Source organism: Streptomyces sp. NBC_01451 (assembly GCF_036227485.1).
Taxonomy (GTDB): domain Bacteria; phylum Actinomycetota; class Actinomycetes; order Streptomycetales; family Streptomycetaceae; genus Streptomyces.
Genome location: NZ_CP109479.1, coordinates 2,293,607 through 2,320,302, shown reverse-complemented (window position 1 = coordinate 2,320,302; position 26,696 = coordinate 2,293,607). Strand labels below are relative to the sequence as shown.

The 26,696-nt window shown below is 70.7% G+C and carries 21 protein-coding genes; 16 read left to right on the top strand and 5 right to left on the bottom strand.

Annotated features, from left to right (window positions below):
• Positions 1-69 precede the first annotated feature (69 nt).
• From miaB to OG595_RS09780, 3 genes are read left to right on the top strand one after another with little or no spacing between them, the layout of a single operon-like run.
• Positions 70-1,587, top strand: a complete 1,518-nt coding sequence (gene miaB, locus OG595_RS09790) for a tRNA (N6-isopentenyl adenosine(37)-C2)-methylthiotransferase MiaB (RefSeq protein WP_329282767.1) — start codon at positions 70-72, stop codon at positions 1,585-1,587.
• 46 nt (positions 1,588-1,633) lie between these two features.
• Positions 1,634-1,903 (top strand): hypothetical protein, encoded by a 270-nt coding sequence (locus OG595_RS09785; protein WP_327698090.1) that lies wholly within the window; start codon positions 1,634-1,636, stop codon positions 1,901-1,903.
• Between the two features lie 34 nt (positions 1,904-1,937).
• Positions 1,938-2,657 (top strand): class III extradiol dioxygenase subunit B-like domain-containing protein, encoded by a 720-nt coding sequence (locus OG595_RS09780; protein WP_329270085.1) that lies wholly within the window; start codon positions 1,938-1,940, stop codon positions 2,655-2,657.
• A gap of 117 nt (positions 2,658-2,774) precedes the next feature.
• On the opposite strand, the gene OG595_RS09775 is transcribed toward OG595_RS09780, so the two are convergent.
• Positions 2,775-3,044 (bottom strand): antitoxin, encoded by a 270-nt coding sequence (locus OG595_RS09775; RefSeq protein ID WP_329270082.1) that lies wholly within the window; start codon positions 3,042-3,044, stop codon positions 2,775-2,777.
• Positions 3,045-3,067: 23 nt separating this feature from the next.
• Positions 3,068-3,343, bottom strand: coding sequence for a hypothetical protein (locus tag OG595_RS09770; RefSeq protein ID WP_329270081.1), 276 nt, complete (start codon positions 3,341-3,343; stop codon positions 3,068-3,070).
• 181 nt (positions 3,344-3,524) lie between these two features.
• Between OG595_RS09770 and miaA the strand changes: the two genes are divergently transcribed.
• From miaA to hflX, 6 genes are all read left to right on the top strand, one after another.
• On the top strand, positions 3,525-4,463 hold the full coding sequence (gene miaA / locus OG595_RS09765) for a tRNA (adenosine(37)-N6)-dimethylallyltransferase MiaA (protein WP_329270079.1): 939 nt from the start codon (positions 3,525-3,527) through the stop codon (positions 4,461-4,463).
• 108 nt (positions 4,464-4,571) lie between these two features.
• On the top strand, positions 4,572-5,060 hold the full coding sequence (locus OG595_RS09760) for a hypothetical protein (RefSeq protein WP_329282765.1): 489 nt from the start codon (positions 4,572-4,574) through the stop codon (positions 5,058-5,060).
• Between the two features lie 89 nt (positions 5,061-5,149).
• Complete coding sequence (gene dapF / locus OG595_RS09755) at positions 5,150-6,019, top strand: diaminopimelate epimerase (RefSeq protein WP_329270077.1); 870 nt, start codon at positions 5,150-5,152, stop codon at positions 6,017-6,019.
• A 298-nt stretch (positions 6,020-6,317) separates the two neighbouring features.
• Positions 6,318-8,558, top strand: a complete 2,241-nt coding sequence (locus OG595_RS09750) for a RelA/SpoT family protein (RefSeq protein WP_329270075.1) — start codon at positions 6,318-6,320, stop codon at positions 8,556-8,558.
• 69 nt (positions 8,559-8,627) lie between these two features.
• Complete coding sequence (locus OG595_RS09745; protein ID WP_329270074.1) at positions 8,628-10,082, top strand: M1 family metallopeptidase; 1,455 nt, start codon at positions 8,628-8,630, stop codon at positions 10,080-10,082.
• A gap of 179 nt (positions 10,083-10,261) precedes the next feature.
• Positions 10,262-11,758: a GTPase HflX gene (gene hflX / locus OG595_RS09740; protein ID WP_329270072.1), complete on the top strand. Its 1,497-nt coding sequence runs from the start codon at positions 10,262-10,264 to the stop codon at positions 11,756-11,758.
• 132 nt (positions 11,759-11,890) lie between these two features.
• On the opposite strand, the gene OG595_RS09735 is transcribed toward hflX, so the two are convergent.
• Positions 11,891-13,126 carry a trypsin-like serine peptidase gene (locus tag OG595_RS09735; protein ID WP_329270069.1) on the bottom strand — a complete coding sequence of 412 codons (1,236 nt, stop codon included), beginning with the start codon at positions 13,124-13,126 and terminating at the stop codon, positions 11,891-11,893.
• A 355-nt stretch (positions 13,127-13,481) separates the two neighbouring features.
• Here OG595_RS09735 and OG595_RS09730 point away from each other — a divergent pair, with 355 nt between their 5' ends.
• The 4 genes from OG595_RS09730 to OG595_RS09715 all read left to right on the top strand — a co-directional run bounded on the left by OG595_RS09730 (position 13,482) and on the right by OG595_RS09715 (position 20,057).
• Positions 13,482-15,002 (top strand): diaminobutyrate--2-oxoglutarate transaminase family protein, encoded by a 1,521-nt coding sequence (locus tag OG595_RS09730; RefSeq protein ID WP_329270066.1) that lies wholly within the window; start codon positions 13,482-13,484, stop codon positions 15,000-15,002.
• An 83-nt stretch (positions 15,003-15,085) separates the two neighbouring features.
• Positions 15,086-17,089, top strand: coding sequence for an IucA/IucC family protein (locus OG595_RS09725; protein ID WP_443072990.1), 2,004 nt, complete (start codon positions 15,086-15,088; stop codon positions 17,087-17,089).
• Between the two features lie 91 nt (positions 17,090-17,180).
• Positions 17,181-17,942 carry a GNAT family N-acetyltransferase gene (locus OG595_RS09720; protein WP_329270064.1) on the top strand — a complete coding sequence of 254 codons (762 nt, stop codon included), beginning with the start codon at positions 17,181-17,183 and terminating at the stop codon, positions 17,940-17,942.
• A gap of 84 nt (positions 17,943-18,026) precedes the next feature.
• Positions 18,027-20,057: an ATP-dependent DNA helicase gene (locus tag OG595_RS09715; protein ID WP_329270062.1), complete on the top strand. Its 2,031-nt coding sequence runs from the start codon at positions 18,027-18,029 to the stop codon at positions 20,055-20,057.
• Positions 20,058-20,203: 146 nt separating this feature from the next.
• On the opposite strand, the gene lexA is transcribed toward OG595_RS09715, so the two are convergent.
• Entirely contained in the window at positions 20,204-20,983 is a 780-nt protein-coding gene (gene lexA / locus OG595_RS09710; RefSeq protein ID WP_329270060.1) for a transcriptional repressor LexA, read from the bottom strand.
• A 542-nt stretch (positions 20,984-21,525) separates the two neighbouring features.
• On the opposite strand from lexA, the gene nrdR reads away from it, so the two are divergent.
• The 3 genes from nrdR (at position 21,526) to OG595_RS09695 (ending at position 26,071) form a co-directional block, all read left to right on the top strand.
• Positions 21,526-22,077 (top strand): transcriptional regulator NrdR, encoded by a 552-nt coding sequence (gene nrdR / locus OG595_RS09705; protein WP_329270057.1) that lies wholly within the window; start codon positions 21,526-21,528, stop codon positions 22,075-22,077.
• A 167-nt stretch (positions 22,078-22,244) separates the two neighbouring features.
• Entirely contained in the window at positions 22,245-25,151 is a 2,907-nt protein-coding gene (locus tag OG595_RS09700; RefSeq protein WP_329270055.1) for a vitamin B12-dependent ribonucleotide reductase, read from the top strand.
• A gap of 104 nt (positions 25,152-25,255) precedes the next feature.
• On the top strand, positions 25,256-26,071 hold the full coding sequence (locus OG595_RS09695; RefSeq protein WP_329270053.1) for a DUF2785 domain-containing protein: 816 nt from the start codon (positions 25,256-25,258) through the stop codon (positions 26,069-26,071).
• Here the strand turns inward: OG595_RS09695 and OG595_RS09690 are convergent.
• Positions 26,062-26,595, bottom strand: a complete 534-nt coding sequence (locus tag OG595_RS09690; RefSeq protein WP_329270051.1) for a TerD family protein — start codon at positions 26,593-26,595, stop codon at positions 26,062-26,064. The two genes, OG595_RS09695 and OG595_RS09690, sit on opposite strands and share 10 nt — an antisense overlap.
• Positions 26,596-26,696: the final 101 nt, after the last annotated feature.

The following is a 26,696-nucleotide window of genomic DNA, read 5'->3' as shown; positions in this document are numbered from 1 at the left end:
GCCAGGGCCGGAACGCGGCCGGGCGGTAACCCGTACGGCCCTGCTCCACGCACCGCCTACCCTTGTCGCATGAGCAGCAGTGACCGGATCCAGGCCGTGGACGTCAAGACATACGAAGTGCGCACCTACGGGTGCCAGATGAACGTCCACGATTCCGAGCGATTGTCCGGACTGCTGGAAGACGCCGGTTATGTGCGCGCGCCCAAGGAAGCGGACGGTGACGCGGACGTCGTCGTCTTCAACACCTGCGCCGTGCGCGAGAACGCCGACAACAAGCTGTACGGCAACCTCGGCCGACTCGCCCCGATGAAGACGAAGCGTCCCGGGATGCAGATCGCCGTGGGCGGCTGCCTCGCGCAGAAGGACCGCGACACCATCGTGAAGCGCGCGCCCTGGGTGGACGTCGTCTTCGGTACGCACAACATCGGCAAGCTGCCCGTCCTGCTCGAACGCGCGCGCGTGCAGGAGGAGGCGCAGGTCGAGATCGCCGAGTCGCTGGAGGCGTTCCCGTCCACGCTGCCCACACGGCGCGAGAGCGCGTACGCGGCCTGGGTGTCGATCTCCGTCGGCTGCAACAACACGTGCACCTTCTGCATCGTCCCGGCCCTGCGCGGCAAGGAGAAGGACCGCCGCACCGGCGACATCCTCGCCGAGATCGAGGCGCTGGTCGGCGAGGGCGTCTCCGAGATCACCCTGCTCGGCCAGAACGTCAACGCGTACGGCTCCGACATCGGTGACCGCGAGGCCTTCAGCAAGCTGCTGCGGGCCTGCGGGAGGATCGACGGCCTGGAGCGCGTCCGCTTCACCTCCCCGCACCCGCGCGACTTCACCGACGACGTCATCGCCGCGATGGCCGAGACACCGAACGTGATGCCGCAGCTCCACATGCCCATGCAGTCCGGCTCGGACACGATCCTGAAGGCCATGCGCCGCTCGTACCGCCAGGAGCGCTACCTGGGGATCATCGAGAAGGTGCGGGCCGCCATCCCGCACGCGGCGATCACCTCCGACATCATCGTGGGCTTCCCCGGGGAGACCGAGGAGGACTTCGAGCAGACGATGCACGCGGTGCGCGAGGCGCGGTTCGCGCAGGCGTTCACCTTCCAGTACTCGAAGCGGCCCGGTACCCCTGCCGCCACGATGGAGAACCAGATCCCCAAGGAGGTCGTCCAGGAGCGTTACCTGCGTCTCGCCGCCCTCCAGGAGGAGATCTCCTGGGACGAGAACAAGAAGCAGATCGGCCGCACCCTGGAGCTGATGGTCGCCGAGGGCGAGGGCCGCAAGGACGGCGCCACCCACCGCCTCTCCGGCCGCGCCCCCGACAACCGGCTGGTCCACTTCACCAAACCGGACACCGTGGTGCGCCCCGGGGACGTGGTCACGGTCGAGATCACGTACGCCGCCCCGCACCACCTCCTCGCCGAGGGCGCCGCCCTGAGCGTGCGTCCCACGCGCGCGGGTGACGCCTGGGAGAAGCGCAACACCGCGGAGGCCGCGAAGCCGGCGGGCGTGATGCTGGGCCTGCCGGGAATCGGGGCGCCTGCTCCGCTGCCGGCGGCTGCGGGGAGCGGCTGCGGCTGCGACTGACGTCCTGCCACAATGCGGGTGGAAAGCGGGTGGAAAGGAGCATCACATGTTGCCGTACAGAGTCGCGTTCACCGAAGAGGCCGCCCAGGTACGCGACAGCCTGTCCACCGACCGGCGTGACGTGCTGGAGCGGGGCCTGGCCATACTGGTGACCGACCCGCGGCACAAGCTCTCCCACTCCGTCCGCGGTGACGAGACGACGCGTGAGATCGCGCTCTCCCGCAACCTCTTCATCGAGTACGTGATCAGCGACGGCAAGCTGGTCGTGCTCCTCCTCACGGTCATCGACCTGACCGACGTGCTCATCGAGGACTGACACACCGTCGTCCTCCGGGGTTACCCTGCCGATCATGCTTGTCGCCGCCGCCGTCTGCCCCTGTCCGCCGCTCCTCGTGCCCGAGGTCGCCGCGGGCGCCGCACCCGAGCTGGACGCCGCGCGCGCCGCCTGCACGGACGCGCTGGGCGTGCTCGCGGCCTCCCGTCCCGACCGTCTGGTGGTCGTCGGGCCCGCCGAGGAGGGCGGGCGCGGACCGCACCCGGAGGGCACGCGGGGCTCGTTCCGCGGCTTCGGGGTGGACCTCGACGTACACCTGGGTGCCGGGAACGCCGGACCGGCAGCGCCGGGACGGGAGCTGCCGGCGGCGCTCGCCGTCGCCGCCTGGCTGCTGGAGCGGACCGGCTGGTCCCAGGCGCCCGTGGAAGGCCTGGGCGTGGGGGAGCCGCTGGCGGCCGAGCGGTGCATCGAGGCCGGGAGGGACATCGGCGGGCGGCCGGAGAGGGTGGCGCTGCTGGTGATGGGCGACGCCAGCGCGTGCCGCACGCTCAAGGCGCCCGGATACCTCGACGACCGGGCGCCTGGGTTCGACGCGGACGTCGCACGGGCGCTCGGGACGGCGGACGTGGCGGCGCTCAAGGCGCTGGACGCGGACCTGGCGTACGAACTGAAGGTCTCGGGCCGGGCGCCCTGGCAGGTCCTGGCGGGCGCGGCCGAGAACGCCGGCCTCGCGGGCACACCGCTGTACGACGACGCGCCGTACGGCGTGGGGTACGTGGTCGCGGCCTGGTCGTAGCCGTAGCCGTAGCCGTAGCCGTTCCTGTTCCTGCTCTTGTCGCCGTGGCACGGCGGACGGCCGGGAGCGTGGGCTCCACGGCCGTCCGCCGATGTGTCGTGCCGATGCGCGCGCCGGTCAGGAAGCCGGTGGCGGCGTGTCCGGCGGTGGCGTGAACGTGTCGTCCGGGGTGCCACCGTCCTTGTGCGCGAGTCGGTCCACGGCGCCCTTCGCCTTGCCGGTGCCCGTATGGATCTTGTCGCTGTACTTGCCCCGGGTCTTCTCGTCGACCACCTTCGCGGCCTTGTCGAGACCCCGCTCGATCTGGTCCTCGTGCTGGTGTGCGAAGTCCGCGACCTTCTCCTTGGCCGGGGCGAGCTTTGCCTTCAAATTGTCCAGCAGACCCATTTTTCGCCTTCCCTCGCGGGCGGTTACCTGCGGGCGCCCTCACCGGCCCCGCTGTCGGCGGCCTCCTCGGCGGACTGCTGCTTGGGGATCTCGACGCCCTCGGTGGCGGAGACGGTCACGGCCTCCGTCTTCTCCGCCGTGATGTCCGTCTCGGCCCCGCTGTCGGCCTCGGGCGATCCCTTCACCGCTTCCGTCTCCTCCGCCGTCGGCTCGTCCGTCACGGCGACGGCCTGCTCGTCGGCGGTCGACGCCTCCTCCGTGGTCTTCGACCGTCCGAGAAGCCGTGCAAAAACGCCCATATCCACTCCATACGTTACTCGTGCGGGCGAAATCCCGCGTCGCCCGGTGCGTCCGTTTGCGTCGCCCCCGTCACCGCCTCCCGAATCCGGCGGCGCGAACCTCGCAACTGGCAACGACCCCGGATCCCCGCCGTCACGTCGCTCGTTCGGGGAGGGGCCCGAGGTTTGCGAGACTGTGGCGGTGAGCAGCGCAGCCCCCACCCCACGAGTCATCGCCGTCGTCGGCCCCACTGCGGCCGGAAAGTCCGATCTGGGCGTCTTTCTCGCCCAGCGTCTCGGCGGCGAGGTCGTCAACGCCGACTCGATGCAGCTCTACCGGGGGATGGACATCGGCACCGCCAAGTTGACGCCCGGGGAGCGCGGCGGAGTCCCGCACCACCTCCTGGACATCTGGGACGTGACCGTCGCGGCGAGCGTCGCCGAGTACCAGCGCCTCGCCCGCGAACGGATCGACGCGCTGCTCGCCGAGGGACGCTGGCCCGTCCTGGTCGGCGGCTCCGGTCTGTACGTCCGGGGAGCCGTCGACAAAATGGAGTTCCCCGGCACCGATCCCGAGGTCAGGGCCCGGCTGGAGGAGGAGCTCGCCCTGCGCGGCTCCGGGGCCCTGCACGCCCGGCTGGCCGCCGCCGACCCCGAGGCCGCCCAGGCGATCCTGCCCAGCAACGGTCGCCGTATCGTCCGCGCCCTTGAGGTCATCGAGATCACCGGCAAGCCCTTCACCGCCAACCTGCCCGGCCACGACTCCGTGTACGACACCGTGCAGATCGGCGTCGACGTGTCCCGCCCCGAGCTGGACGAGCGCATCGCCCGCCGGGTCGACCGGATGTGGGCGGCGGGGCTCGTGGACGAGGTGCGCGCGCTGGAGGCGCACGGCCTGCGCGAGGGGCTCACGGCATCACGCGCGCTGGGCTACCAGCAGGTGCTCGCGGCGCTCGCCGGGGAGTGCGGTGAGGACGACGCGCGTGCCGAGACCGTGCGCGCCACCAAGCGCTTCGCGCGCCGTCAGGATTCGTGGTTCAGGCGCGATCCCCGGGTGCACTGGTTGAGTGGGGCTGCGGCGGATCTCACAGAACTTCCGCACCTCGCACTGGCGTTGGTCGAACGACCGGTCACAGCCTGATCACGTCATGGCATCGGGACGCTCAGGCCGTCATCCAGGCATCCGGTGCCGTGCCATCATCGAGCTTCGATCGACCAAGTGGAGTCCGAGTTGGGAGGGCGCGTGGCGATGGAGGCCGGCCCTCGCGACACCGCACAAGGCGTGGGACACGCCACAGGTGACGGTGGCGAAACGGAACGGGACGAGGATCGTCTGAGCCCCGACGGGCCCGACGAGACACAGGGCGGTGTGACCGCCGACGGGCCCGAACCGGACGAGATGTTCCTCGGACCCGAGGTCGAGGTCGAGCTCCGGCCGCAGCGCCGTCTGCGCATCTGGCAGCTCGCCCCGATCGTGGTCCTGGCGGCGCTCGGTTCCCTGATGTTCGCCTTCCCGCTGGCGTTCGACTTCGGTGACAGCGGAGCCGTGATCGCCATGCTGGGGCTGCTCATCTGCTCCTGCGCGGCGGGTTGGGGCATGATGGCCGCCCGCCGGGTCGGCTACACGGCTCCTGGGCTCGGTGAGGGCCGCCGGGACTGGCGGATCGTGCCGGCGTACGTACTGATGGTGGTCGTGGTCATCGGGCTCGCCGTGTGGAGAGTCGCCCGACTGCGTTAGCGTCGGCGCCGGACGTGCGGGGTGCACCCCGCACGGCCTGCGAACCAATGGCAGCTCACCGTGTCGTACCCACCCCGTACGATCGAGGAATGAGCACGCGGATCGCCTTCCTCAAGGGGCACGGGACCGAGAACGACTTCGTGATCGTCCCCGACGCCGACAACGTCATCGATCTCCCTCCGGCCACCGTCGCTGTTCTGTGCGACCGGCGGGCGGGCATCGGGGGTGACGGACTGCTGCACGTCGTGCGGTCCGCCGCGCACCCCGAGGCCAAGGGCATGGCGGCCGAGGCGGAGTGGTTCATGGACTACCGCAACGCCGACGGCTCGATCGCGGAGATGTGCGGCAACGGCGTGCGGGTCTTCGCGCGCTACCTCCAGCGGGCCGGACACGTGGCCGAAGGGGACCTCAGGGTCGCCACGCGCGGAGGCGTGAAGAGCGTGCACATCGCCAAGGAGGGCGACGTCACCGTCGGCATGGGCAAGGCACTCCTCCCCGAAGGGGAGGTCACCGTGCGGGTCGAGGAGCGCAGCTGGCCCGCGCGGAACGTGAACATGGGCAACCCGCACGCGGTCGCCTTCGTGGACGACCTCGGGCACGCGGGGAACCTCCTCGCCGCGCCGCCGGTCAGCCCGGCCTCCGTCTACCCCGACGGGGTCAACGTCGAGTTCGTGGTCGACCGGGGCCCGCGGCACGTGGCGCTGCGCGTGCACGAGCGCGGGTCCGGTGAGACCCGCTCGTGCGGCACGGGCGCGTGTGCCGTCGCCGTGGCCGCCGCCCGGCGCGACGGCGCCGACCCGGCCGTGACCGGGACGCCGGTGACGTACACCGTCGATGTGCCCGGCGGGCGCCTGGTGATCACCGAGAGGGCCGACGGCGAGATCGAGATGACGGGGCCCGCGGTGATCGTCGCCGAGGGGGAGATCGACACGGAGTGGCTGGAATCCGCAGCCAGCTGAAGCGATCTTTTGCTTGATATCGCAGGCTTTGGGCCGCTTGGTCTGTGGAAGTGAAGACCCTGAGGTCCGACGTGGCTCGAATCCGAGGTTGGTGCCGCCTTCGGTGGCGCGGAGGCGCAGGCATCTGAGCCATCGCTCGAATGGGTGATCCGTTTCACGCTCGACGAGAGGTGGTCAGTCGCGCGTGGTGGGCTCGGTAGCATCAAGCACCGGCCCGGACGGGGGAACAACGCCATCCCCTGAGCCGTCGTCCGCCATGGGGCATCCCGTCCGCCGGTCCAGGTAGCCGGAGGTGCCCATGAGTGCGGAGGCCACGAATCCCGCGAGCCCAGGTGCTGTGACGTCCTCGCCCAAGCTCGCGGCCTCGCTGGAACAGGACGGGGCCGCGTCGCCCCGCCGACGGACCCGCCCCAGGATCGACCTGCGCCGACTGGGCAGGGCGGCCTTCCTCGGCTCCGCGACCCGCGACCGCCTGCCCGACGCCATCGGCCATGTCGCCGAGGCGCACCGGGCCCACCACCCCGACGCCGACCTGGAGCCGCTGCGCCGGGCCTACGTCCTGGCCGAGTCCTCGCACCGCGGTCAGATGCGCAAGAGCGGCGAGCCGTACATCACCCACCCGCTCGCCGTGACCCTGATCCTCGCCGAACTCGGCGCGGAGACAACGACCTTGACGGCGTCTCTGCTCCACGACACCGTCGAGGACACGGATGTGACCCTCGATCAGGTCGGCGAGGAGTTCGGCGCCGAGGTCCGCTTCATCGTCGACGGCGTGACGAAGCTGGAGAAGGTCGACTACGGCGCCGCCGCCGAGCCCGAGACCTTCCGCAAGATGCTGGTCGCCACCGGGAACGACGTCCGCGTGATGTCGATCAAACTCGCCGACCGGCTGCACAACATGCGCACCCTGGGCGTCATGCGCCCCGAGAAGCAGGAACGCATCGCCAAGGTCACCCGGGACGTACTCATCCCGCTCGCCGAACGGCTCGGCGTCCAGGCGCTCAAGACCGAACTGGAAGACCTGGTCTTCGCGATCCTGCACCCCGAGGAGTACCAGCACACCCGGGAGCTGATCGTCGACAACGCCTCCCGCGCGGACGACCCGCTCGCCGAGATCGCCGACGAGGTACGCGCGGTACTGCGCGACTCGGGTATCCAGGCCGAAGTCCTCATCCGGCCACGGCACTTCGTGTCCCTGCACCGCGCGTCGCGCAAGCGCGGCCAGCTGCGCGGCTCCGACTTCGGACGGGTCCTGGTGCTCGTCAACGAGGACGCCGACTGCTACGGCGTACTGGGCGAGCTGCACACCTGTATGACGCCCGTCGTCTCGGAGTTCAAGGACTTCATCGCCGTCCCCAAGTTCAACCTCTACCAGTCGCTGCACACCGCCGTCGCCCGCGCGGACGGTCAGGTCGCCGAAGTCCTCATCCGCACCCACCAGATGCACAAGGCCGCCGAGGCGGGCGTCATCGCGCTCGGCAATCCCTACGCTCCTCCTTCGGAGGAGCAGACCGACGGCGACGGCGCGCGCGCCGACCTCGACGCCGACGGCGAGCGCATCGACCCCACCCGGCCCGGCTGGCTGTCCCGTCTCCTCGACTGGCAGGAGGCAGCGCCCGACCCCGACACCTTCTGGTCGACCCTGCGCGAGGACCTCGCCCAGGACCGTGAGATCACCGTCTTCCGGGCCGACGGGGGTTCGCTGGGGCTGCCCGAGGGCGCGAGTTGCGTGGACGCCGCGTACGCGCTGTACGGCGAGGACGCGCACGCCTGCATCGGCGCCCGGGTCAACGGCCGGCTGGCGACGCTGAGCACCGTCCTGCGGGACGGCGACACGGTCCAGCTCCTCATGGGGCAGGACCCGGCCTCCGAACCCTCCAGGGAGTGGCTGGACCACGCGCACACGCCCGTCGCCAGGATCGCCATCCAGCGCTGGCTGTCCGCCCACCCGGCGCACAACGATCCGGCGGACGTGCCGCCGAGGTCCTCCGGCGACCCCTCGGAGGCCGAGGAGGCCACCGCCGAGGCCGCCCGGGCGGCCGTCGACGCCCGCTCGGCCCAGGACGGCGCCGAGTCCGCCGACCCCGCCGCGACCGCCGTCGTCGACCAGCCCGGCGCGACCGTACGGCTCGCCGGCTGCTGTACGCCCGTGCCGCCCGACGAGGTCACCGGCTTCGCCGTGCGCGGGGGAGTGGTGACCGTCCACCGGGTGGAGTGCGCCGGGGTGGCCCACATGAAGAGCACGGGGCGCGCGGAGATCGGCGTGCACTGGGGGGACACCACCGAGGCCCGGGTCACCCTGGTCGCCGAATCGTTCGGGCGGCCCCATCTGCTGGCCGACCTCACCGAGGCCATCGCCCTGGAGGGCGTCGCGATCGTCTCGGCGACCGTCGAACCCCCCAGCCAGCAGCGCGTACGCCACACGTACACGCTCCAACTCCCGGACGCGGCGCACCTTCCGGCCCTCATGCGGGCCATGCGCAACGTCCCGGGCGTCTACGACGTGAGCCGGGCCCAGCATCACGTGGCGGTTCCCTGAGGCACCCGTTCGGGTGGGCCCGGCGCGAGTCGCCGCCCTCCGGCGGACGGGCGCTGGTAGCGGTGGTGCATGCTGCTCAACCCCCGTACCCGGTTCACGTCGGCGCTGCTCGCCTCCGCCGTCTCCGTCTGCCTCGTCGCCGCGAGTGCCCCCGCGGCACCCCTGGGCGTCGGCGACCGCCTCTTCCCGCACCTGGGCAACCCCGGGTACGACGTGGCGTCGTACGACCTCGCCCTCAGCTACTCCGGAACCAACACCAAGCCGCTGTCCGCCGTCACGACCATCGACGCCTGGACGACCACCGAGCTGGAACAGGTCAACCTCGACTTCTCCCACGGGAAGGTCGAGTCGGTCGAGGTCGACGGTGAGCCGGCCTCGTTCACCAGCGCGGGCGAGGACCTGGTGGTGACGCCCCGGGCGCCGCTGCCCGCCGGGAGCTGGACGCGGATCACCGTGCGGCACACCAGCGACCCCGTGTCCGCGCCGGGCCGGGACGGCGGCTGGGTGCGCACGAACGACGGGCTCGCGATGGCCAACCAGGCCGATGTCGCGCACCTGGTGTTCCCGTGCAACGACCACCCCTCCGACAAGGCGATGTTCACCATCAGGGTCACCGCCCCGAACGGCTACACGGCCGTGGCCAACGGCCTGCCGACGGGCGTCGACCGGGTCGGTACGGCCACCACCTGGACGTACCGCACCCAGCACCCCATGGCCACCGAACTGGCCCAGGTGTCCATCGGCCGCTCCACCGTCGTGCACCGCGCCGGGCCGCACGGACTGCCCCTGCGCGATGTCGTCCCCACCAAGGACCGCGCGCTGCTGGAACCGTGGCTGAAGAAGACGCCCGCGCAGATCGAGTGGATGGAGAGCAAGGTCGGCCGCTACCCGTTCGAGACGTACGGGCTGCTCATGGCCGAGGCGTCGACCGGCTTCGAGCTGGAGACCCAGACACTCTCCCTCTTCGAGAAAGACCTGTTCACCGAGCCCGCGTACCCCGAGTGGTACGTCGACTCGATCATGGTGCACGAACTGGCCCACCAGTGGTTCGGCGACAGCGTCAGCCCGCGTACCTGGTCCGACCTGTGGCTCAACGAAGGACACGCCACCTGGTACGAGGCCCTGTACGCGGAGGAGAAGGCGGGCCGGAAGCTGGTGGACCGCATGAAGGCGGCCTACGGCGCCTCCGACCGCTGGCGGGCGGCAGGCGGACCACCGGCCGCCCCCAAGCCGCCGAAGCCCGGCCAGAAGATCGGCATCTTCCGCCCGAACGTCTACGACGGGGCCGCCCTCGCCCTCTACGCCCTGCGTCAGGAGATCGGCCGCCCCGCGTTCGAGCGGGTCGAGGAGGCCTGGGTCGGCCTCCACAAGGACGGCGTCGCCGGCACCGCCGACTTCGAGCACCTCGCCTCCGGCATCGCCGGGCGGGACCTGAGCGCGTTCTTCCAGGCATGGCTGTACGCGGAGAAGACGCCGCCGATGCCCGGGCACCCCGACTGGAAGTCCGTCGCGCCCACGGCATAGCGCCACGGAATAACACCGTGACGAGACGGGGCGTGCCGTGCGACCATCTTCAGGTCGGCGGCGCCGCCCCGGCCTCACGGGACGGCCTCCGGGAATCTCCCGGTCCGCTCGCGCGTTGTGACAGGTGACGGGGTTCGCTCCGTCGCCGCACACGGAAACCTCATCGACGTAAGGATCCAATGACCTCCTCTTCTTCCCCTTCCCAGGACACTGAGCGCCTCGCGCACACCTACCCCGAAGGTCTTCGGGCCGATGCCCTGATGGAAGAGGACGTCGCCTGGAGCCACGAGATCGACGGAGAGCGGGACGGCGACCAGTTCGACCGCTCCGAGCGCGCGGCCCTGCGCCGCGTGGCGGGCCTCTCCACGGAGCTCGAGGACGTCACCGAGGTCGAGTACCGCCAGCTCCGCCTGGAGCGGGTCGTGCTCGTCGGCGTCTGGACCACGGGGACCGTCCGGGACGCGGACAACTCGCTCGCCGAGCTCGCCGCCCTCGCGGAGACCGCGGGCGCGCTCGTGCTCGACGGCGTCGTCCAGCGCCGCGACAAGCCCGACGCGGCCACCTACATCGGCTCCGGCAAGGCCAACGAGCTGCGGGACATCGTCATCGAAACGGGCGCGGACACCGTCATCTGCGACGGTGAGCTGAGCCCGGGCCAGCTGATCCACCTCGAAGACGTCGTCAAGGTCAAGGTCATCGACCGTACGGCCCTGATCCTCGACATCTTCGCCCAGCACGCCAAGTCCCGTGAGGGCAAGGCGCAGGTCGCGCTCGCGCAGATGCAGTACATGCTGCCGAGGCTCCGCGGCTGGGGTCAGTCGCTGTCCCGTCAGATGGGCGGCGGCAAGGGCGGCGGCCTCGCCACCCGTGGTCCCGGTGAGACCAAGATCGAGACGGACCGGCGCCGGATCCGCGAGAAGATGGCGAAGATGCGCCGGGAGATCGCGGAGATGAAGACCGGCCGCGAGATCAAGCGCCAGGAGCGCCGCCGCAACAAGGTGCCCTCGGTCGCCATCGCCGGTTACACCAACGCCGGCAAGTCCTCGCTGCTCAACCGCCTCACGGGCGCGGGCGTGCTGGTCGAGAACTCCCTGTTCGCGACGCTCGACCCGACCGTGCGCCGGGCCGAGACGCCGAGCGGACGGCTGCACACGCTGACCGACACCGTCGGTTTCGTCCGGCACCTGCCGCACCACCTGGTCGAGGCGTTCCGCTCCACCATGGAGGAGGTCGGCGACGCCGACCTGATCCTGCACGTGGTCGACGGTTCGCACCCGGCCCCGGAGGAGCAGCTGGCCGCCGTGCGCGAGGTCATCAGGGACGTCGGCGCCACCGGCGTACCCGAGATCGTCGTGATCAACAAGGCGGACGCGGCCGACCCGCTGACGCTCCAGCGGCTGATGCGGATGGAGACGCGTTCGATCGCGGTGTCCGCCCGCACCGGCCAGGGCATCGACGAACTGCTCGCGCTGATCGACAACGAGCTGCCCCGGCCCTCGGTCGAGATCGAGGCGCTCGTGCCGTACACCCACGGCAAGCTGATCGCCCGTGCCCACAGTGAGGGCGAGGTGATCTCCGAGGAGCACACCGCGGAGGGCACGCTGCTCAAGGCGCGGGTGCACGAGGAACTCGCGGCGGAACTGGCGCCGTACGTTCCGGTGGCGGCTGCGCTTTAGGCTCCGCCGGGCGGGTGCGTTTTCGTCTGCGGGTTCGTTGTGGCTGGTCGCGCCCACGCGGCGGAGCCGCAAATGTCAGAGCCCCGCGCCCCTCGATGGGCCCCCACGCCTTTGGTGTGGGGGCCCATCGCGTCACTGGGCGGCGAACTTGCCGCTCACCTCGTCGTACACGCCCTTCGCGACCTTGCCGAGTCGTGGGCCCGCCAGCCAGCCCGAACTGACCGGGCCGATCGAGGTGTTGGAGACCAGGGCCGGGTTGCCGTCCGAGCCTGTGGTGACCCAGCCGCCGCCGGAGGAACCGCCGGTCATGGTGCATCCGATCCGGTACATCGTCGGATCCGACCTGACGATCGACAGTCGGCCCGGCTCGTCCCGGCACTGGTACATCGTCTCGCCGTCGAAAGGTGCCGCCGCCGGATAGCCGGTCGCCGTGATGCTCCCCACCTGTGACACGGCAGGCGCGTCGAAGTCCACCGGGAGGGCCGAACCGACCGTCTCCTCCAGCGACTTGCCGCTGCCGCCCTTCTCGGGCGTCACATGGATGACCGCGAAGTCGTACGGTGCCCCGTCGCCGCCCGTCGAGCCGCCCTGCGCGATCCACTGGTCCGAGGTCTGTGTCCAGTCACCCCACCACACGCCGTAGGGAGCGACCTCCGCGCGAGCGGCGTTCTTCAGCTCGGCGCTCGACCTGCCCGCGTCGTTGTACGACGGGACGAAGGCGATGTTGCGGTACCAGCCGCCCTTCTTGCCCGCGTGCACGCAGTGGCCCGCGGTCCAGACGAGGTTCGACTTCCCGGGGTGGGCGGGGTCCTCCACCACGGTCGCCGAGCAGACCATCGTGCCCTCGGGGGCGTCGAAGAACACCTTGCCCGCCTCGGGCGCGTTGGAGTGGTAGGCGGGCGGCACGGCCGTGGCCCTCACCGCCCGCGGCGTCGGGTCGGTGACGCCCTGGTCGCCGGTGAGGTCGTTCGTGTCGACGCTCTTCTCCGGGTCGTCGGCGTCCCGCATCCGGTCCGCGTCCCAGAGGCCCTCGATGATCGGGTTGACGTAGTCCTCGGCCTCGCGCAGCCAGTCGTCCTTGTCCCAGTTCTTCCAGGCGCCGTTCTTCCACTTGTCGATGTCGATCCCGTGCTCTTTGAGCTTGTCCCTGAGCCCGTCCGGGATCGTGATCTTTCCCGCACCGTCGTCGGTCGCGGAGGCGGAGGACTGTCCGCCCGCGTCGGAACCCCCGGAGTCGGAGCCGGAGCCGCAGGCGGTGGCCGTCAGCGCGAGTGCCAGGGCGAGGCCGGCGACGGCTGTCACGGGGGAGGTTCCGCGGTGTGCGCCCTTCCCGTCCCGGGCGATGAAGGGTGGGCGTATGGGTCGCATGATCTGTCTCCCCCTGGCGTGCTCGAACCGTGTGCTGTCCCCGTTCGGCAACACACACTATGCGGTCGCTGTGGGGCTCATCCGCTGGAACGGCAACGGTTTCGCTACGGGCGGTCCGGTCTCCTGATCGTCCGTCGGGCCGCCGGTGTGACGCCTTGGTACGGCTGTTTCCGGAGTGCTGTCTCCGGAGTACGGAGGCGACGGCGCCGTCCCGGCAAGGATCTTGAGGCGACCCGTGACTCCTGCGGTGCGCAGGGTGTTGGTAACGGGAGGGGTGTATCGGCGAGTTGGTGCTCGGCGAGGCGGCGGAGCATGGGAACAGCGGGGAGTTGGGGCATTGGGGCTGCGGGAGTCCATGGGTACGGGGGCGCACGAGGTGGCGCGGCAATCCCGGGCGTCGGAGGAAGCGGACGCGGACGTCGATACGTGCGCGGGCGCGCGCGGGGCGCACGAGGGGATTCTGCGGCGCCAGTCGGCGCGTGAGTCATCGGCACGCACCTACGCGCGCGCCCTGCCGATCGTCCCCGTACGGGCCCGCGGGCTGACGATCGAGGGCGCCGACGGCCGCCGCTACCTCGACTGTCTCTCGGGCGCGGGGACGCTGGCCCTGGGCCACAACCACCCCGTCGTGCTGGAGGCGATCCGCAAGGTCCTCGACTCGGGGGCGCCACTGCACGTCCTCGACCTGGCGACCCCCGTCAAGGACGCCTTCATCACCGAACTGTTCCGCACCCTGCCGCCCGGACTCGCCGACCACGCGCGCGTGCAGTTCTGCGGACCGGCCGGGACGGACGCGGTGGAGGCCGCGTTCAAGCTCGTGCGCGCCGCGACCGGCCGCACCGGCGTGCTCGCCTTCACGGGCGCCTATCACGGCATGACCGCCGGGTCGCTCAGTGCTTCCGGCCACGCGACCGACGTACGGGTCGCCCGGCTGCCCTTCCCCCAGGACTACCGCTGCCCCTTCGGGATGGGCGGCGACCAGGGTGCCGAACTCGCCGCCCGCTGGACCGAGTCCGTCCTCGACGACACCAAGTCGGGCGTGCCGTTGCCCGCCGGGATGATCCTCGAACCCGTCCAGGGCGAGGGCGGGGTGATTCCCGCGCCGGACGCCTGGTTGCGGCGGATGCGCCGGATCACCGAGTCCCGCTCGATCCCGCTGATCGCCGACGAGATCCAGACGGGGGTCGGCCGCACCGGCACCTTCTGGGCGGTGGAGCACAGCGGGGTCACCCCCGACGTGATGGTGCTGTCCAAGGCGATCGGCGGCAGCCTGCCACTGGCCGTCGTGGTCTACCGCGACGACCTCGACGTCTGGGAACCCGGCGCCCACGCGGGCACGTTCCGCGGCAACCAGCTCGCCATGGCCGCCGGGACGGCCACCCTGAAGTACGTCAGCGAACACGGACTCGCCGAACGCGCGGCCACCCTGGGCGCTCGGATGCTCAGCCAACTCCGCCAGCTGGCGGCGGAGTTCCCGATCGTCGGTGATGTACGCGGACGGGGACTGATGATCGGGGTCGAACTCGTCGAACCGGGGGCGGAGCGGAGCACGGGCCCTGCCGCGGACTCCGCCGACGGCGACCGGGACACCGATCCGGAGGTCTTCCCCCGCCCGGCCGACGGCGGACCGTGTCCCGCAGCGCCCGAACTGGCCGCCGCCGTACAGCAGGAGTGCCTGCGCCGGGGACTGATCGTCGAACTCGGCGGACGCCGGGCCGGCGTCGTCCGTCTGCTGCCGCCGCTGACCATCAGCGACGAACAGGCCGCGGCGGTCCTCGACCGGCTCGCAGACGCCGTGGCGGCGGTGGCACGCGGCCGCACCGACTCCGGCATCCCGCACGCCAGGCACTCCGCCCACGCCGAGCGAGCGGGGTAGCCGGACCCAACGCCCGCCCGTACCAACCCGGTTCGCCTGCCCCGCCCCGTACGCGCACTCGCACAACCTCACGAGGAACGGTCTTGAACAGCACCCCCGTACCCGAAGGCCGTTCCCACCTCACCCCCGCGCGAGGTTCGGCGCCCGAGAGGGACACAGTGCCCCGTCAGAAGGGAACAGCCGACGGCGGCGGGTGGGCGCGCGGAGCCACGGCCGACCTCCTGGAACACCTCGACCCCCACATCGCGGCCCAGGCCGCCGCCACCGAGAACCTGCTGCGCTGCTGGGTGCGGGAGAAGGACCTCGCCCCTCCCGAGGACGGCACCCTCCGCATCCCCCTCCCCACCAGCGGCACCGCCCTGCTGGCCCCGGTCCACTACTGGTCCCCGACCGGCTGGCACCGCTTCGGCCTGCCCCATCTGGCCGACGCCCCCGCGGGAGCCCCGGCCGCCGACGCGATCACCGTCGCGACCCTGCTCGCCAGGGAGGCGTACGACGGCCCGAAGACGGCCGGAACCGACCCGATGACCGAGGTGCCCCCGGCCGATGTGGACGGCACCCCGACGGTGATCGACGCGCCGGCCCCGCCGACGCCCGGCCCCGCAGTCCTGCCCCCCGACGCGGTGGACCTGGTCGCACGTGTCGCCGACTCCGTCCGCCGGACCGCCACCTTCATCCGTGACCGCCGTGCGCAACCGGCCGACGGGCCCGACCTCTTTCTCGCCGCCGAGCAGGCGCTGCTGCTCGGCCATCCGCTGCATCCGACCCCGAAGAGCCGCGAAGGGCTCGCCGAGGCCGAAGCCCGGCTCTACTCACCGGAGTTGCGCGGCTCCTTCCCGCTGCACTGGCTGGCGGTGGCCCCCTCCGTGCTCGCCACGGACTCCGCCTGGACCGAGCGTGGCCGCCCCGTCCGCGCCGAGCAGCTCACCGCGCAGCTCATCGGCGCCGCGCTGCCGCTGCCCGACGGTTTCGCGGCCCTCCCGCTGCACCCCTGGCAGATCCGCGAGGCCCGTCACCGCCCGCAGATCGCGGCCCTGTTCGAGGCCGGTCTGCTCCGCGACCTCTGCACCCACGGCTCCCCCTGGCACCCCACCTCCTCCGTACGCACCGTCCACCGCTCGGGCGCCTCCGCGATGCTGAAGCTCTCGCTGGGGCTGCGCATCACCAACTCCCGGCGCGAGAACCTCCGCAAGGAACTCCACCGGGGCGTCGAAGTGCACCGGCTGCTGCGCTGCGGACTGGCCAAGCAGTGGCAGTCCGCCCACCCGGACTTCGACATCGTCCGCGACCCGGCCTGGCTCGCCGTCGACGACCCGGACGGCCGCCCCGTCCCCGGCCTCGACGTGGTGATCCGGCACAACCCGTTCCACCCCGCGGACGACGTGTCCTGTATCGCGGGACTCGTCTCGCCCCGCCCCCGCGCCCACCCGGGCAGCACGGCCGGCCCGCGACGGGAGGGCCCGGTCCTGCGGTCCCGGCTCACCGAGGTCGTCACACGGCTCGCCGGACGAACCGGCCGCCCGCGCGGGGCCGTCGCCGCCGAGTGGTTCCTGCGCTACCTGGAGCAGGTCGTACGGCCCGTGCTCTGGCTGGACAGCGAGGCAGGCATCGCCCTGGAGGCCCACCAGCAGAACACCCTGCTTCTGCTGGACGCCGACGGCTGGCCCCGGGGAGGCCGTTACCGCGACAACCAGGGGTACTACTTCCGCGAGTCCCGACGCGCCGAACTCGACGCCCGGCTGCCGGGCATCGGAGAACAGAGCGACACGTTCGTCTCCGACGAGGTCACCGACGAACGCTTCGCCTACTACCTCGGCATCAACAACGTCCTCGGCCTCATCGGCGCGTTCGGCTCCCAGCACCTCGCCGACGAACGGCTGCTGCTGGCAGCCTTCCGCCGCTTCCTCACGGACGTCGCCTCCGGTCCCGCCCGACTGCGTACGTCCCTGCCCGGCCGGCTGCTGGACTCACCCGTCCTGCGCTGCAAGGCCAACCTGCTCACCCGGCTGCACGGACTCGACGAACTCGTCGGCCCGGTCGACACCCAGTCCGTCTACGTCAGCATCGCCAACCCCCTCCTTTCCTGACGCCGTCGACACCTCCCCCCTGACACCACCAACTCCCTTTCACCCCCTGAGGAACACCACCACACACCCCATCTCCTGAGAGGAGCGTCCCGTGCCTCCTACCGACGCGCGCACCCACGCCCGTACCGACTTCCCGACCGCCCCGGCCCCCGAGAACGACGCCGACTTCCGCACCGTCGGCGACAGCGAGGACACGCTGGAGCTGCGCCTGCCCGACGGGTTCCTCACGATGTACGCCGACGGCGGCAGGGCGGCGGACACCGTCCCCCCGGCGCCCGGCGGCGATCCCCTCGACGGCATCGCGGACTGGGGGCCGATCAGCACGCCCGCAGGCTCGTTCCACCTCCTCCCCGTCCGGATCGAGCGCGATCTCCCCCTCATCGGGCGCTGGATGAACGACCCCACCGTCGCCACCTTCTGGGAGCTCGCCGGCACCGAGCGCGTGACCGAGGCCCATCTGCGGTCCCAGCTCGACGGTCACGGACGCAGCGTCCCCTGCCTCGGCGTGCTGGAAGGCACCCCGATGAGCTACTGGGAGATCTACCGCGCCGACCTCGACCCGCTGGCCCGGCACTATCCGGCCCGTCCCCACGACACCGGACTGCACCTCCTGCTCGGCGCAGTCGCCGATCGCGGGCGCGGACTGGGCGGAATCCTGCTCAGAGCGGTCGCCGACCTCGTACTCGACCACCTTCCGCGCTGTGCGCGCGTCGTCGCGGAACCGGACCTGCGCAACACGCCCTGTGTGTCGGCCTTCCTGAGCGCCGGGTTCCGATTCGGCGCCGAGCTCGACCTGCCCGCCAAGCGGGCCGCCCTCATGGTCCGGGACCGGGGCCTGCGCGATGCGCTGTAGACCCCCTGCGCCACTCCTGGTCCCACCGTGCGCTTCCGCCTTGATCACCCGATTGTCAGTGCCGCCCCGTAGGGTGGTCGCGCTATGACGAAGCCCTCACTCCCCGAACTCCTGCATGCTGCCGTCACCGCCGTCGGCGGTACGGAGCGCCCCGGCCAGGTGACCATGGCCGAAGCCGTCGCGGAGGCGATCGACGACGGTTCCCATCTGCTGGTCCAGGCAGGCACCGGCACCGGAAAGTCGCTCGGCTACCTCGTACCCGCGCTCGCGCACGGGGAGCGGGTCGTGGTCGCGACCGCCACCCTCGCGCTCCAGCGCCAGCTCGTGGAGCGCGACCTGCCGCGCACGGTCGACGCGCTGCACCCGGTGCTGCGCCGCCGCCCCGAGTTCGCGATGCTCAAGGGCAGATCGAACTACCTGTGCCTGCACCGCCTTCACGAGGGTGTCCCGCAGGACGAGGACGAGGGCCTCTTCGACCAGTTCGAGGCGGCGGCGCCCACCAGCAAGCTGGGCCAGGACCTGCTGCGCCTGCGCGAATGGTCGGACGAGACCGAGACCGGCGACCGCGACGGTCTCACCCCGGGCGTCTCCGACCGGGCCTGGGCACAGGTCTCCGTCTCCTCCCGTGAGTGCCTGGGCGCCTCGAAGTGCGCGTACGGAGCCGAGTGCTTCGCCGAGATGGCCCGTGAGCGCGCCAAACTCGCCGAGGTGATCGTCACTAACCACGCGCTGCTCGCGATCGACGCCATCGAGGGCGCCCCCGTCCTCCCGCAGCACGAGGTGCTGATCGTCGACGAGGCGCACGAACTGGTCTCACGGGTCACCGGAGTGGCCACCGGCGAGCTCACTCCCGGCCAGGTCAACCGTGCCGTGCGCCGGGCGGCGAAGCTGGTGAACGAGAAGGCCGCAGACCAGCTCCAGACGGCGGCCGAGGGCTTCGAGCGGGTGATGGAACTGGCCCTGCCGGGCCGCCTGGAAGAGGTCCCTGAGGACCTCGGGTACGCGTTGATGGCACTGAGAGACGCGGCCCGCACGGTGATCTCCGCGATCGGCGCGACCCGCGACAAGTCCGTCCAGGACGAGGACGCGGTCCGCAAACAGGCGCTGGCCTCGGTGGAGTCCGTGCACGACGTCGCCGAGCGGATCGCGAACGGCTCCGAGTGGGACGTCGTCTGGTACGAGCGGCACGACCGCTTCGGAGCCTCCCTGCGCGTCGCCCCCATGTCGGTGTCGGGCCTCCTCAGGGAGAAGCTCTTCACGGACCGCTCCGTGGTCCTGACCTCGGCGACACTCAAACTGGGCGGCGACTTCAACGGCGTCGGGGCCTCCCTCGGCCTCGCCCCGGAGGGCACCGCGGGCGACGACCTCCCGCAGTGGAAGGGCGTCGACGTCGGCTCGCCCTTCGACTACCCGAAGCAGGGCATCCTGTACGTCGCCAAGCACCTGTCGCGTCCGGCGCGCGACGGCGACCGCGGCGACATGCTCGACGAGCTCACGGAGCTGATCCAGGCGGCGGGCGGGCGCACCCTCGGCCTGTTCTCCTCGATGCGGGCGGCCCAGCTCGCCGCGGAGGAACTGCGGTCCCGTATCCCCGAGTTCCCGATCCTCCTCCAGGGCGAGGAGACGCTCGGTGAGCTGATCAAGAACTTCGCGGCCGACCCGCGGACCTGTCTGTTCGGCACGTTGTCCCTCTGGCAGGGCGTGGACGTCCCGGGTGCCAGCTGCCAGCTGGTCGTCATGGACAAGATCCCGTTCCCGCGCCCGGACGACCCGCTGATGAGCGCCCGCCAGAAGGCCGTCGAGGACGCCGGGGGCAACGGCTTCATGGCCGTCGCCGCCACCCACGCGGCGCTCCTCATGGCCCAGGGCGCCGGCCGCCTCGTACGGGCGACGGGGGACCGCGGTGTGGTCGCCGTGCTGGACCAGCGTCTCGCCACGGCCCGGTACGGCAGCTACCTCAAGGCGTCCCTGCCGGACTTCTGGTACACCACGGACGGCAATGTGGTCCGGCGGTCGCTGGCCGCGATCGACGCGGCGGCGAAGCAGACGGAGGAAGCCCCGGTGCCCGAGACCGCCGAGGAGTCGGAGCGCGCCGAGGAGACCGGGGAGGCGTAGACACGACTGTGCCGGTCACCGATCTCAGTCGGCGACCGGCACAGTCGCGCACCTGCACACGGGACAACACAGGGCCCCGGAACCGGCGCAGGGGTTCCGGGGCCCGGCCAGGGGCGGGGTCCGTAAGGCCCCGCTTCCCGCAGCTCTCACACGCGGCGGAGGACCGCCACCACCTTGCCGAGGATCGTCGCCTCGTCGCCGGGGATCGGCTGGTACGCGGAGTTGTGCGGGAGGAGCCAGACATGGCCGTCCTCGCGCTTGAAGCGCTTGACGGTGGCTTCGCCGTCCAGCATCGCGGCCACGATGTCGCCGTTCTCGGCGACCGGCTGGCGGCGCACCGTGACCCAGTCGCCGTCGCAGATCGCGGCTTCGATCATCGAGTCACCGACGACCTTCAGGACGAAGAGTTCTCCGTCGCCCACCAGTTGGCGGGGGAGCGGGAACACGTCCTCGACCGATTCCTCGGCGAGGATGGGACCGCCTGCGGCGATGCGTCCCACCAGCGGGACGTACGACGCGGCGGGCTTGCCCGCGGTGTCCGTGGGCTGCACGGAAGCCCCTTGGTCGGAACCGCGTACTTCATAGGCGCGCGGGCGATGCGGATCGCGGCGCAGGAATCCCTTGCGCTCCAGAGCCATGAGCTGATGTGCGACCGATGAAGTACTGGAGAGGCCGACTGCCTGCCCGATCTCGCGCATCGACGGCGGGTAACCGCGTCGTTGCACGGAGTCCCTGATGACCTCGATCACGCGCCGTTGCCGGTCGGTGAGGCCCGAGCTGTCCGCTCGGATTCCTGGAGGTCGTCCAGGTAGGGACCGCTTGGGTCCCTCAGGATTCGTGGCTTCGTTCATCGCATGCACCGGCTCGAGTCGGCTCTGGGAGCGGTCCTGGGCAGTGATGGTGGCACTGTCTGCGGTGGTGGTCACGTCGGCCCCTCTCGATGGTCTCCCGTGCAGTGCAACGGTAGTTGCTTTCGAAAGGTTGCGCCAAACACACGTTCGAGTGAAAAATTGCCGATGGCCTGCCGCGATCAGATGTTTGGGTGTATGACTCACGCCGCGCCGAGCGGACAAAAGGGCCCTTTGTTATACCCTTCACCGCCGAGGCGGCAACCTCCCGGGCCGATGCCCAAGTCTGCCATCCGGAACCCGGTCGACCGGGAATCGACCTCCGCAGCGCGCGGTCCTCACCGTATCTCCGCATGTTCCGGAGCGATACGGCCGGGCCGGATCGGCCCTGCCGCGGCGGTATGGCCGTGCGGCACATGCCAATACTGGTGCGACACGCGCTACGTGATGGATGTACGGGCCAATCCCCACATCTAGTGGTTGGATTGCAGCTGTAGCCCAGAAGTTGTGGTCCCCCGGGTCTTCGGTCCCTCGGGCATCACCTATGCTGGGGGCTGCTTCGAGGGGCTCAAGGGTCCCTACGAGGCTATTGAGTCTGCTGTGAGGGAGGGTTGGAGACCATGCACTGCCCCTTCTGCAGGCATCCCGACAGCCGTGTGGTCGACAGTCGTACGACCGACGACGGCACGTCGATCCGCAGGCGCCGCCAGTGTCCTGACTGCTCCCGTCGGTTCACGACCGTCGAGACGTGCTCGCTCATGGTGGTCAAGCGGTCCGGAGTCACCGAACCGTTCAGTCGTACGAAGGTCATCAACGGCGTGCGCAAGGCATGTCAGGGACGGCCTGTCACCGAGGACGCTCTCGCCCAACTCGGCCAGCGGGTCGAGGAGGCGGTGCGCGCCACCGGAAGCGCCGAGCTGACCACCCACGACGTGGGGCTGGCCATACTCGGTCCGTTGCAGGAACTCGACCTCGTCGCCTACCTGCGCTTTGCGTCCGTCTACCGGGCGTTCGACTCGCTGGACGACTTCGAGGCCGCGATCGCGGAGCTCAGGGAAGTGCCGCGCCGCCCCGCCGTGGACGACGAAGACCCGGACGTGGGGCGCCGGCAGGACGATCGCGGGTCCGGGGGGACTGCTCAGGTCCCCGTGCCCGCCAACGCCACCGACTGACCGGCGGGCCGGACCCGGACCGCGCGTCCGGCCCCGGCCCCGGGTGGCGGCAATCCAAAGACCTGCTGCGGGCGACATCACGAGAACGCCCGCGGCGCAAGAAACCACACCGTGTCATGGGAACAACGTGACACTTCTGGGCGTTTTGCCCGATACTGGGAGGCGGCATGACAGAGACGGCGAGCGGTCCGGCACGGAGTTCCCGCGCCAAGGGCAGCACCAAGGCGAGCAAGGGGCTGCGCATCGAGCGCATCCACACCACCCCCGGCGTGCACCCGTACGACGAGGTCGAGTGGGCGAGCCGTGACGTCGTCATGACCAACTGGCGCGACGGCTCGGTCAACTTCGACCAGCGTGGCGTCGAGTTCCCCGACTTCTGGTCGGTGAACGCGGTCAACATCGTCACCAGCAAGTACTTCCGCGGTGCTGTCGGCACCCCGCAGCGCGAGGTGAGCCTCAAGCAGCTCATCGACCGCATCGTGAAGACGTACACGAAGGCCGGTGAGGACTACAAGTACTTCGCCTCCCCGGCCGACGCCGAGATCTTCGAGCACGAGCTGGCGTACGCCCTCCTGCACCAGATCTTCAGCTTCAACAGCCCCGTCTGGTTCAACGTCGGGACCCCGCAGCCCCAGCAGGTCTCGGCCTGCTTCATCCTGTCCGTCGACGACTCCATGGAGTCGATCCTCGACTGGTACAAGGAAGAGGGCATGATCTTCAAGGGCGGCTCGGGCGCCGGCCTGAACCTCTCCCGGATCCGCTCCTCCAAGGAGCTGCTCTCCTCCGGCGGCAACGCCTCGGGCCCGGTCTCCTTCATGCGCGGCGCGGACGCGTCGGCGGGAACGATCAAGTCGGGCGGCGCCACCCGCCGCGCGGCCAAGATGGTCATCCTCGACGTCGACCACCCCGACATCGAGGGCTTCATCGAGACCAAGGTGAAGGAAGAGGAGAAGATCCGCGCCCTGCGCGACGCGGGCTTCGACATGGACCTGGGCGGCGACGACATCACGTCCGTCCAGTACCAGAACGCCAACAACTCGGTCCGCGTGAACGACACGTTCATGAAGGCCGTCGAGGCGGGCGGCAAGTTCGGGCTCACCTCCCGGATGACCGGCGAGGTCATCGAGGAGGTCGACGCCAAGTTGCTCTTCCGCAAGCTGGCCGAGGCGGCCTGGGCCTGCGCCGACCCCGGCATCCAGTACGACGACACGATCAACCAGTGGCACACGTGCCCGGAGTCCGGCCGTATCAACGGCTCGAACCCGTGCAGCGAGTACATGCACCTGGACAACACGTCCTGCAACCTCGCCTCGCTGAACCTGATGAAGTTCCTGAAGGACGACGGCAAGGGCCGTCAGTCCTTCGAGATCGACCGCTTCGCCAAGGTCGTCGAGCTCGTCATCACCGCGATGGACATCTCCATCTGCTTCGCCGACTTCCCGACCGAGAAGATCGGCGAGAACACGCGGGCGTTCCGCCAGCTCGGCATCGGCTACGCCAACCTCGGCGCCCTGCTGATGGCGACCGGTCACGCGTACGACTCCGTGGGCGGCCGTGCCCTGGCCGGTGCCATCACCTCCCTGATGACCGGCACGTCGTACCGCCGCTCCGCCGAACTCGCGGCGGTCGTCGGCCCGTACGACGGCTACGCCCGCAACGCGCAGCCGCACCTGCGGGTCATGAAGCAGCACGCCGACGCGAACGGCAAGGCCGTCCGTATCGACGACCTGGACACCCCGATCTGGGCCGCCGCCACGGAGGCCTGGCAGGACGTCGTCCGCATCGGCGAGAAGAACGGCTTCCGCAACGCGCAGGCGTCCGTCATCGCCCCGACCGGCACCATCGGTCTCGCGATGTCCTGCGACACCACCGGTCTTGAGCCCGATCTCGCGCTGGTCAAGTTCAAGAAGCTCGTCGGCGGCGGCTCGATGCAGATCGTCAACGGCACGGTCCCGCAGGCCCTGCGCCGCCTGGGCTACCAGGAGGAGCAGATCGAGGCGATCGTCGCCCACATCGCCGAGCACGGCCATGTGATCGACGCCCCGAGCCTCAAGCACGAGCACTACGAGGTGTTCGACTGCGCCATGGGCGAGCGGACCATCTCCGCGATGGGCCATGTCCGCATGATGGCCGCGATCCAGCCCTGGATCTCCGGCGCCCTGTCCAAGACGGTCAACATGCCGGAGACGGCGACCGTCGAGGAGGTCGAGGAGATCTACTTCGAGGCCTGGAAGATGGGCGTCAAGGCGCTCGCGATCTACCGCGACAACTGCAAGGTCGGCCAGCCGCTCTCCGTCAAGAAGAAGGAGAACGAGAAGGCCGAGGTGACCGCGAAGACCGAGGCGACGATCCGTGAGGCCGTCGAGAAGGTCGTCGAGTACCGCCCGGTCCGCAAGCGCCTCCCCAAGGGCCGCCCCGGCATCACCACGTCCTTCACGGTCGGCGGCGCCGAGGGCTACATGACCGCCAACTCCTACCCGGACGACGGTCTCGGCGAGGTCTTCCTGAAGATGTCCAAGCAGGGCTCCACCCTCGCGGGCATGATGGACGCCTTCTCGATCGCCATCTCGGTGGGTCTGCAGTACGGCGTGCCGCTGGAGACGTACGTCTCGAAGTTCACGAACATGCGCTTCGAGCCGGCCGGTATGACGGACGACCCCGATGTCCGGATGGCCCAGTCGATCGTCGACTACATCTTCCGCCGCCTCGCGCTGGACTTCCTCCCCTTCGAGACGCGCTCGGCCCTCGGCATCCACTCCGCCGACGAGCGCCAGCGGCACCTGGAGACGGGGTCCTACGAGCCGACCGAGGAAGAGGTCGGCATCGAGGTCGAGGGTCTGGCCCAGTCGGCGCCCCGCACCCAGGAGCTGAAGGCCGTCGCGGCCCCGAAGGCCGCCGTCGCGGAGACGCCCGAGCCCGCGCTGATGCAGGTCCACACCAGTGCCGAACTGGTGGAGATGCAGCTGGGCATCCAGGCGGACGCCCCGCTGTGCTTCTCCTGCGGTACGAAGATGCAGCGGGCCGGGTCCTGCTACATCTGCGAGGGCTGCGGGTCGACCAGCGGTTGCAGCTGACCTCGACGGCCGGTCGCCGACCGGTGAGTGAGTGAGGGAGGAGGGGTGCCGGCCATGTGCCGGTGCTCCTCCTCCGTCATGTCGTGGGCAGCTAACCTCCCTCCATGGACGGCATGTTGCGGCTTCACGGCGATGACATCGGTGAGCTCTCGGGGGCGGCCAGGGCCGCCGCTCTCGAAGCGCTGGTCGCGGATCTCCGGTCCCCGGACCCCGTGGTGCGGGACGAGCGTGCGTACGGCACGGCCGTCCGCTGGATACCCGGCCTCGACGCGGCCGAGCGGCGGTGGCTCGGGGACCGCGCGGCCGGGCTGTTCGACGACCCCGGCATTCAGGCGCGTGCGTTCGCGCCCCTCGTCCTGGCCCGGATCGCCGATGCGGGGGAGTGGCGGCAGGCGTGGTGGGAGGCGTTCAGCGGGTGGTATCCCGGGGAGACCGATCTGCGCGGGTACGACCCGGTGCTGGGCTGGGTGCATGCCGCCGCGCACGGGGCCGACCTGCTGGCGGCTCTCGCGCGGCGCCCGGAGCAGGATCCCGCACCGCTGTTCGAACTGGCCGTCGCGCGGTTGCTGGCGGACACCGGGCATGTCTTCGACGCCCAGGAGGACGACCGGATCGCCCGTGCGCTGACCCAGGTCCTGTGCCGGCCCGGTCTCGGTGCCGCCGCGTCGGTGGGATGGCTGGACGCCGTCTCGGCGGCCTTCCGGACGGGGGAACCGGGGCCGGTGCCGCCGTGGGCCTCCAACACCATGCGCACGCTGCGCATGCTCTACCTGCTGGTGGACCGCGGACTGCTGACACCGGGAGGGGACGGCCGGCCCGGTGCGGTCCCCCACCGGGAGGCCGTACTCGATGCCCTGGCCGCCACCCTCGCGATCGTCACTCCCTGCCTTCCCTCACCCCCGGGGAGGGATCAGGCCTGACGCGTGCGGCCCATCTCCCTGCTGAACGTCGAGGGGTCGTCCTCGAAGCCCTGGACACCGGAGTGGAAGTCCCACGACCCGGCCTCGTCACGGACGAACTCCGCGACCGTGGCCGCCGTGGATCCCAGAACGCCGCCGAAGTCGTCCTCGGCCAGGACGGTGTAGCCCTCGCGGATGCGCAGGCCGGGCCCCCGGACGCTGACGAACGTCCGGTGTGTGGAACGCTGCTGGATGACGACGCCGACGACCACGCGCGCGTACTGGGCGCCCAGCCGGTCGAACTCCAGCGTCATGACCTCGTCCCAGCCGAAGCCCTTGCCGTCCTTGCTGTCCCGGTTGAGCGTGATCGTGCCGTCCGGAGAGCGGCTGTCGAAGTGCACCACATAGGCGGGATCGCCGTACGGATCGGTCGCCGAGTAGGTCGCGGCGACGATGTCGAGATCGGTGGGCGGCTGACCCGCCGGACTCGGATCCCACTTCAGTGAGACTTCGGCCTTGCGGATCCCCTTGTTGAGGGCCTTCACCAGACTTTCCTTCCCCGTTCGCCGTGTGCTGTCGCGCCAACTGCCGGTACACCGCAGCTGGTTGTCCATCGTGTCACGCGCGCGGGGGCGCTCGCGCGGTC

Bases quoted from the DNA above. Each gene is read 5' to 3' on its own strand.
- miaB (WP_329282767.1), top strand. From the start codon at position 70: ATGAGCAGCAGTGACCGGATCCAGGCCGTGGACGTCAAGACATACGAA.
- OG595_RS09785 (WP_327698090.1), top strand. From the start codon at position 1,634: ATGTTGCCGTACAGAGTCGCGTTCACCGAAGAGGCCGCCCAGGTACGC.
- OG595_RS09780 (WP_329270085.1), top strand. From the start codon at position 1,938: ATGCTTGTCGCCGCCGCCGTCTGCCCCTGTCCGCCGCTCCTCGTGCCC.
- OG595_RS09775 (WP_329270082.1), bottom strand. From the start codon at position 3,044: ATGGGTCTGCTGGACAATTTGAAGGCAAAGCTCGCCCCGGCCAAGGAG.
- OG595_RS09770 (WP_329270081.1), bottom strand. From the start codon at position 3,343: ATGGGCGTTTTTGCACGGCTTCTCGGACGGTCGAAGACCACGGAGGAG.
- OG595_RS09760 (WP_329282765.1), top strand. From the start codon at position 4,572: ATGGAGGCCGGCCCTCGCGACACCGCACAAGGCGTGGGACACGCCACA.
- dapF (WP_329270077.1), top strand. From the start codon at position 5,150: ATGAGCACGCGGATCGCCTTCCTCAAGGGGCACGGGACCGAGAACGAC.
- OG595_RS09750 (WP_329270075.1), top strand. From the start codon at position 6,318: ATGAGTGCGGAGGCCACGAATCCCGCGAGCCCAGGTGCTGTGACGTCC.
- OG595_RS09745 (WP_329270074.1), top strand. From the start codon at position 8,628: ATGCTGCTCAACCCCCGTACCCGGTTCACGTCGGCGCTGCTCGCCTCC.
- hflX (WP_329270072.1), top strand. From the start codon at position 10,262: ATGACCTCCTCTTCTTCCCCTTCCCAGGACACTGAGCGCCTCGCGCAC.
- OG595_RS09735 (WP_329270069.1), bottom strand. From the start codon at position 13,126: ATGCGACCCATACGCCCACCCTTCATCGCCCGGGACGGGAAGGGCGCA.
- OG595_RS09730 (WP_329270066.1), top strand. From the start codon at position 13,482: ATGGGTACGGGGGCGCACGAGGTGGCGCGGCAATCCCGGGCGTCGGAG.
- OG595_RS09715 (WP_329270062.1), top strand. From the start codon at position 18,027: ATGACGAAGCCCTCACTCCCCGAACTCCTGCATGCTGCCGTCACCGCC.
- nrdR (WP_329270057.1), top strand. From the start codon at position 21,526: ATGCACTGCCCCTTCTGCAGGCATCCCGACAGCCGTGTGGTCGACAGT.
- OG595_RS09700 (WP_329270055.1), top strand. From the start codon at position 22,245: ATGACAGAGACGGCGAGCGGTCCGGCACGGAGTTCCCGCGCCAAGGGC.
- OG595_RS09695 (WP_329270053.1), top strand. From the start codon at position 25,256: ATGGACGGCATGTTGCGGCTTCACGGCGATGACATCGGTGAGCTCTCG.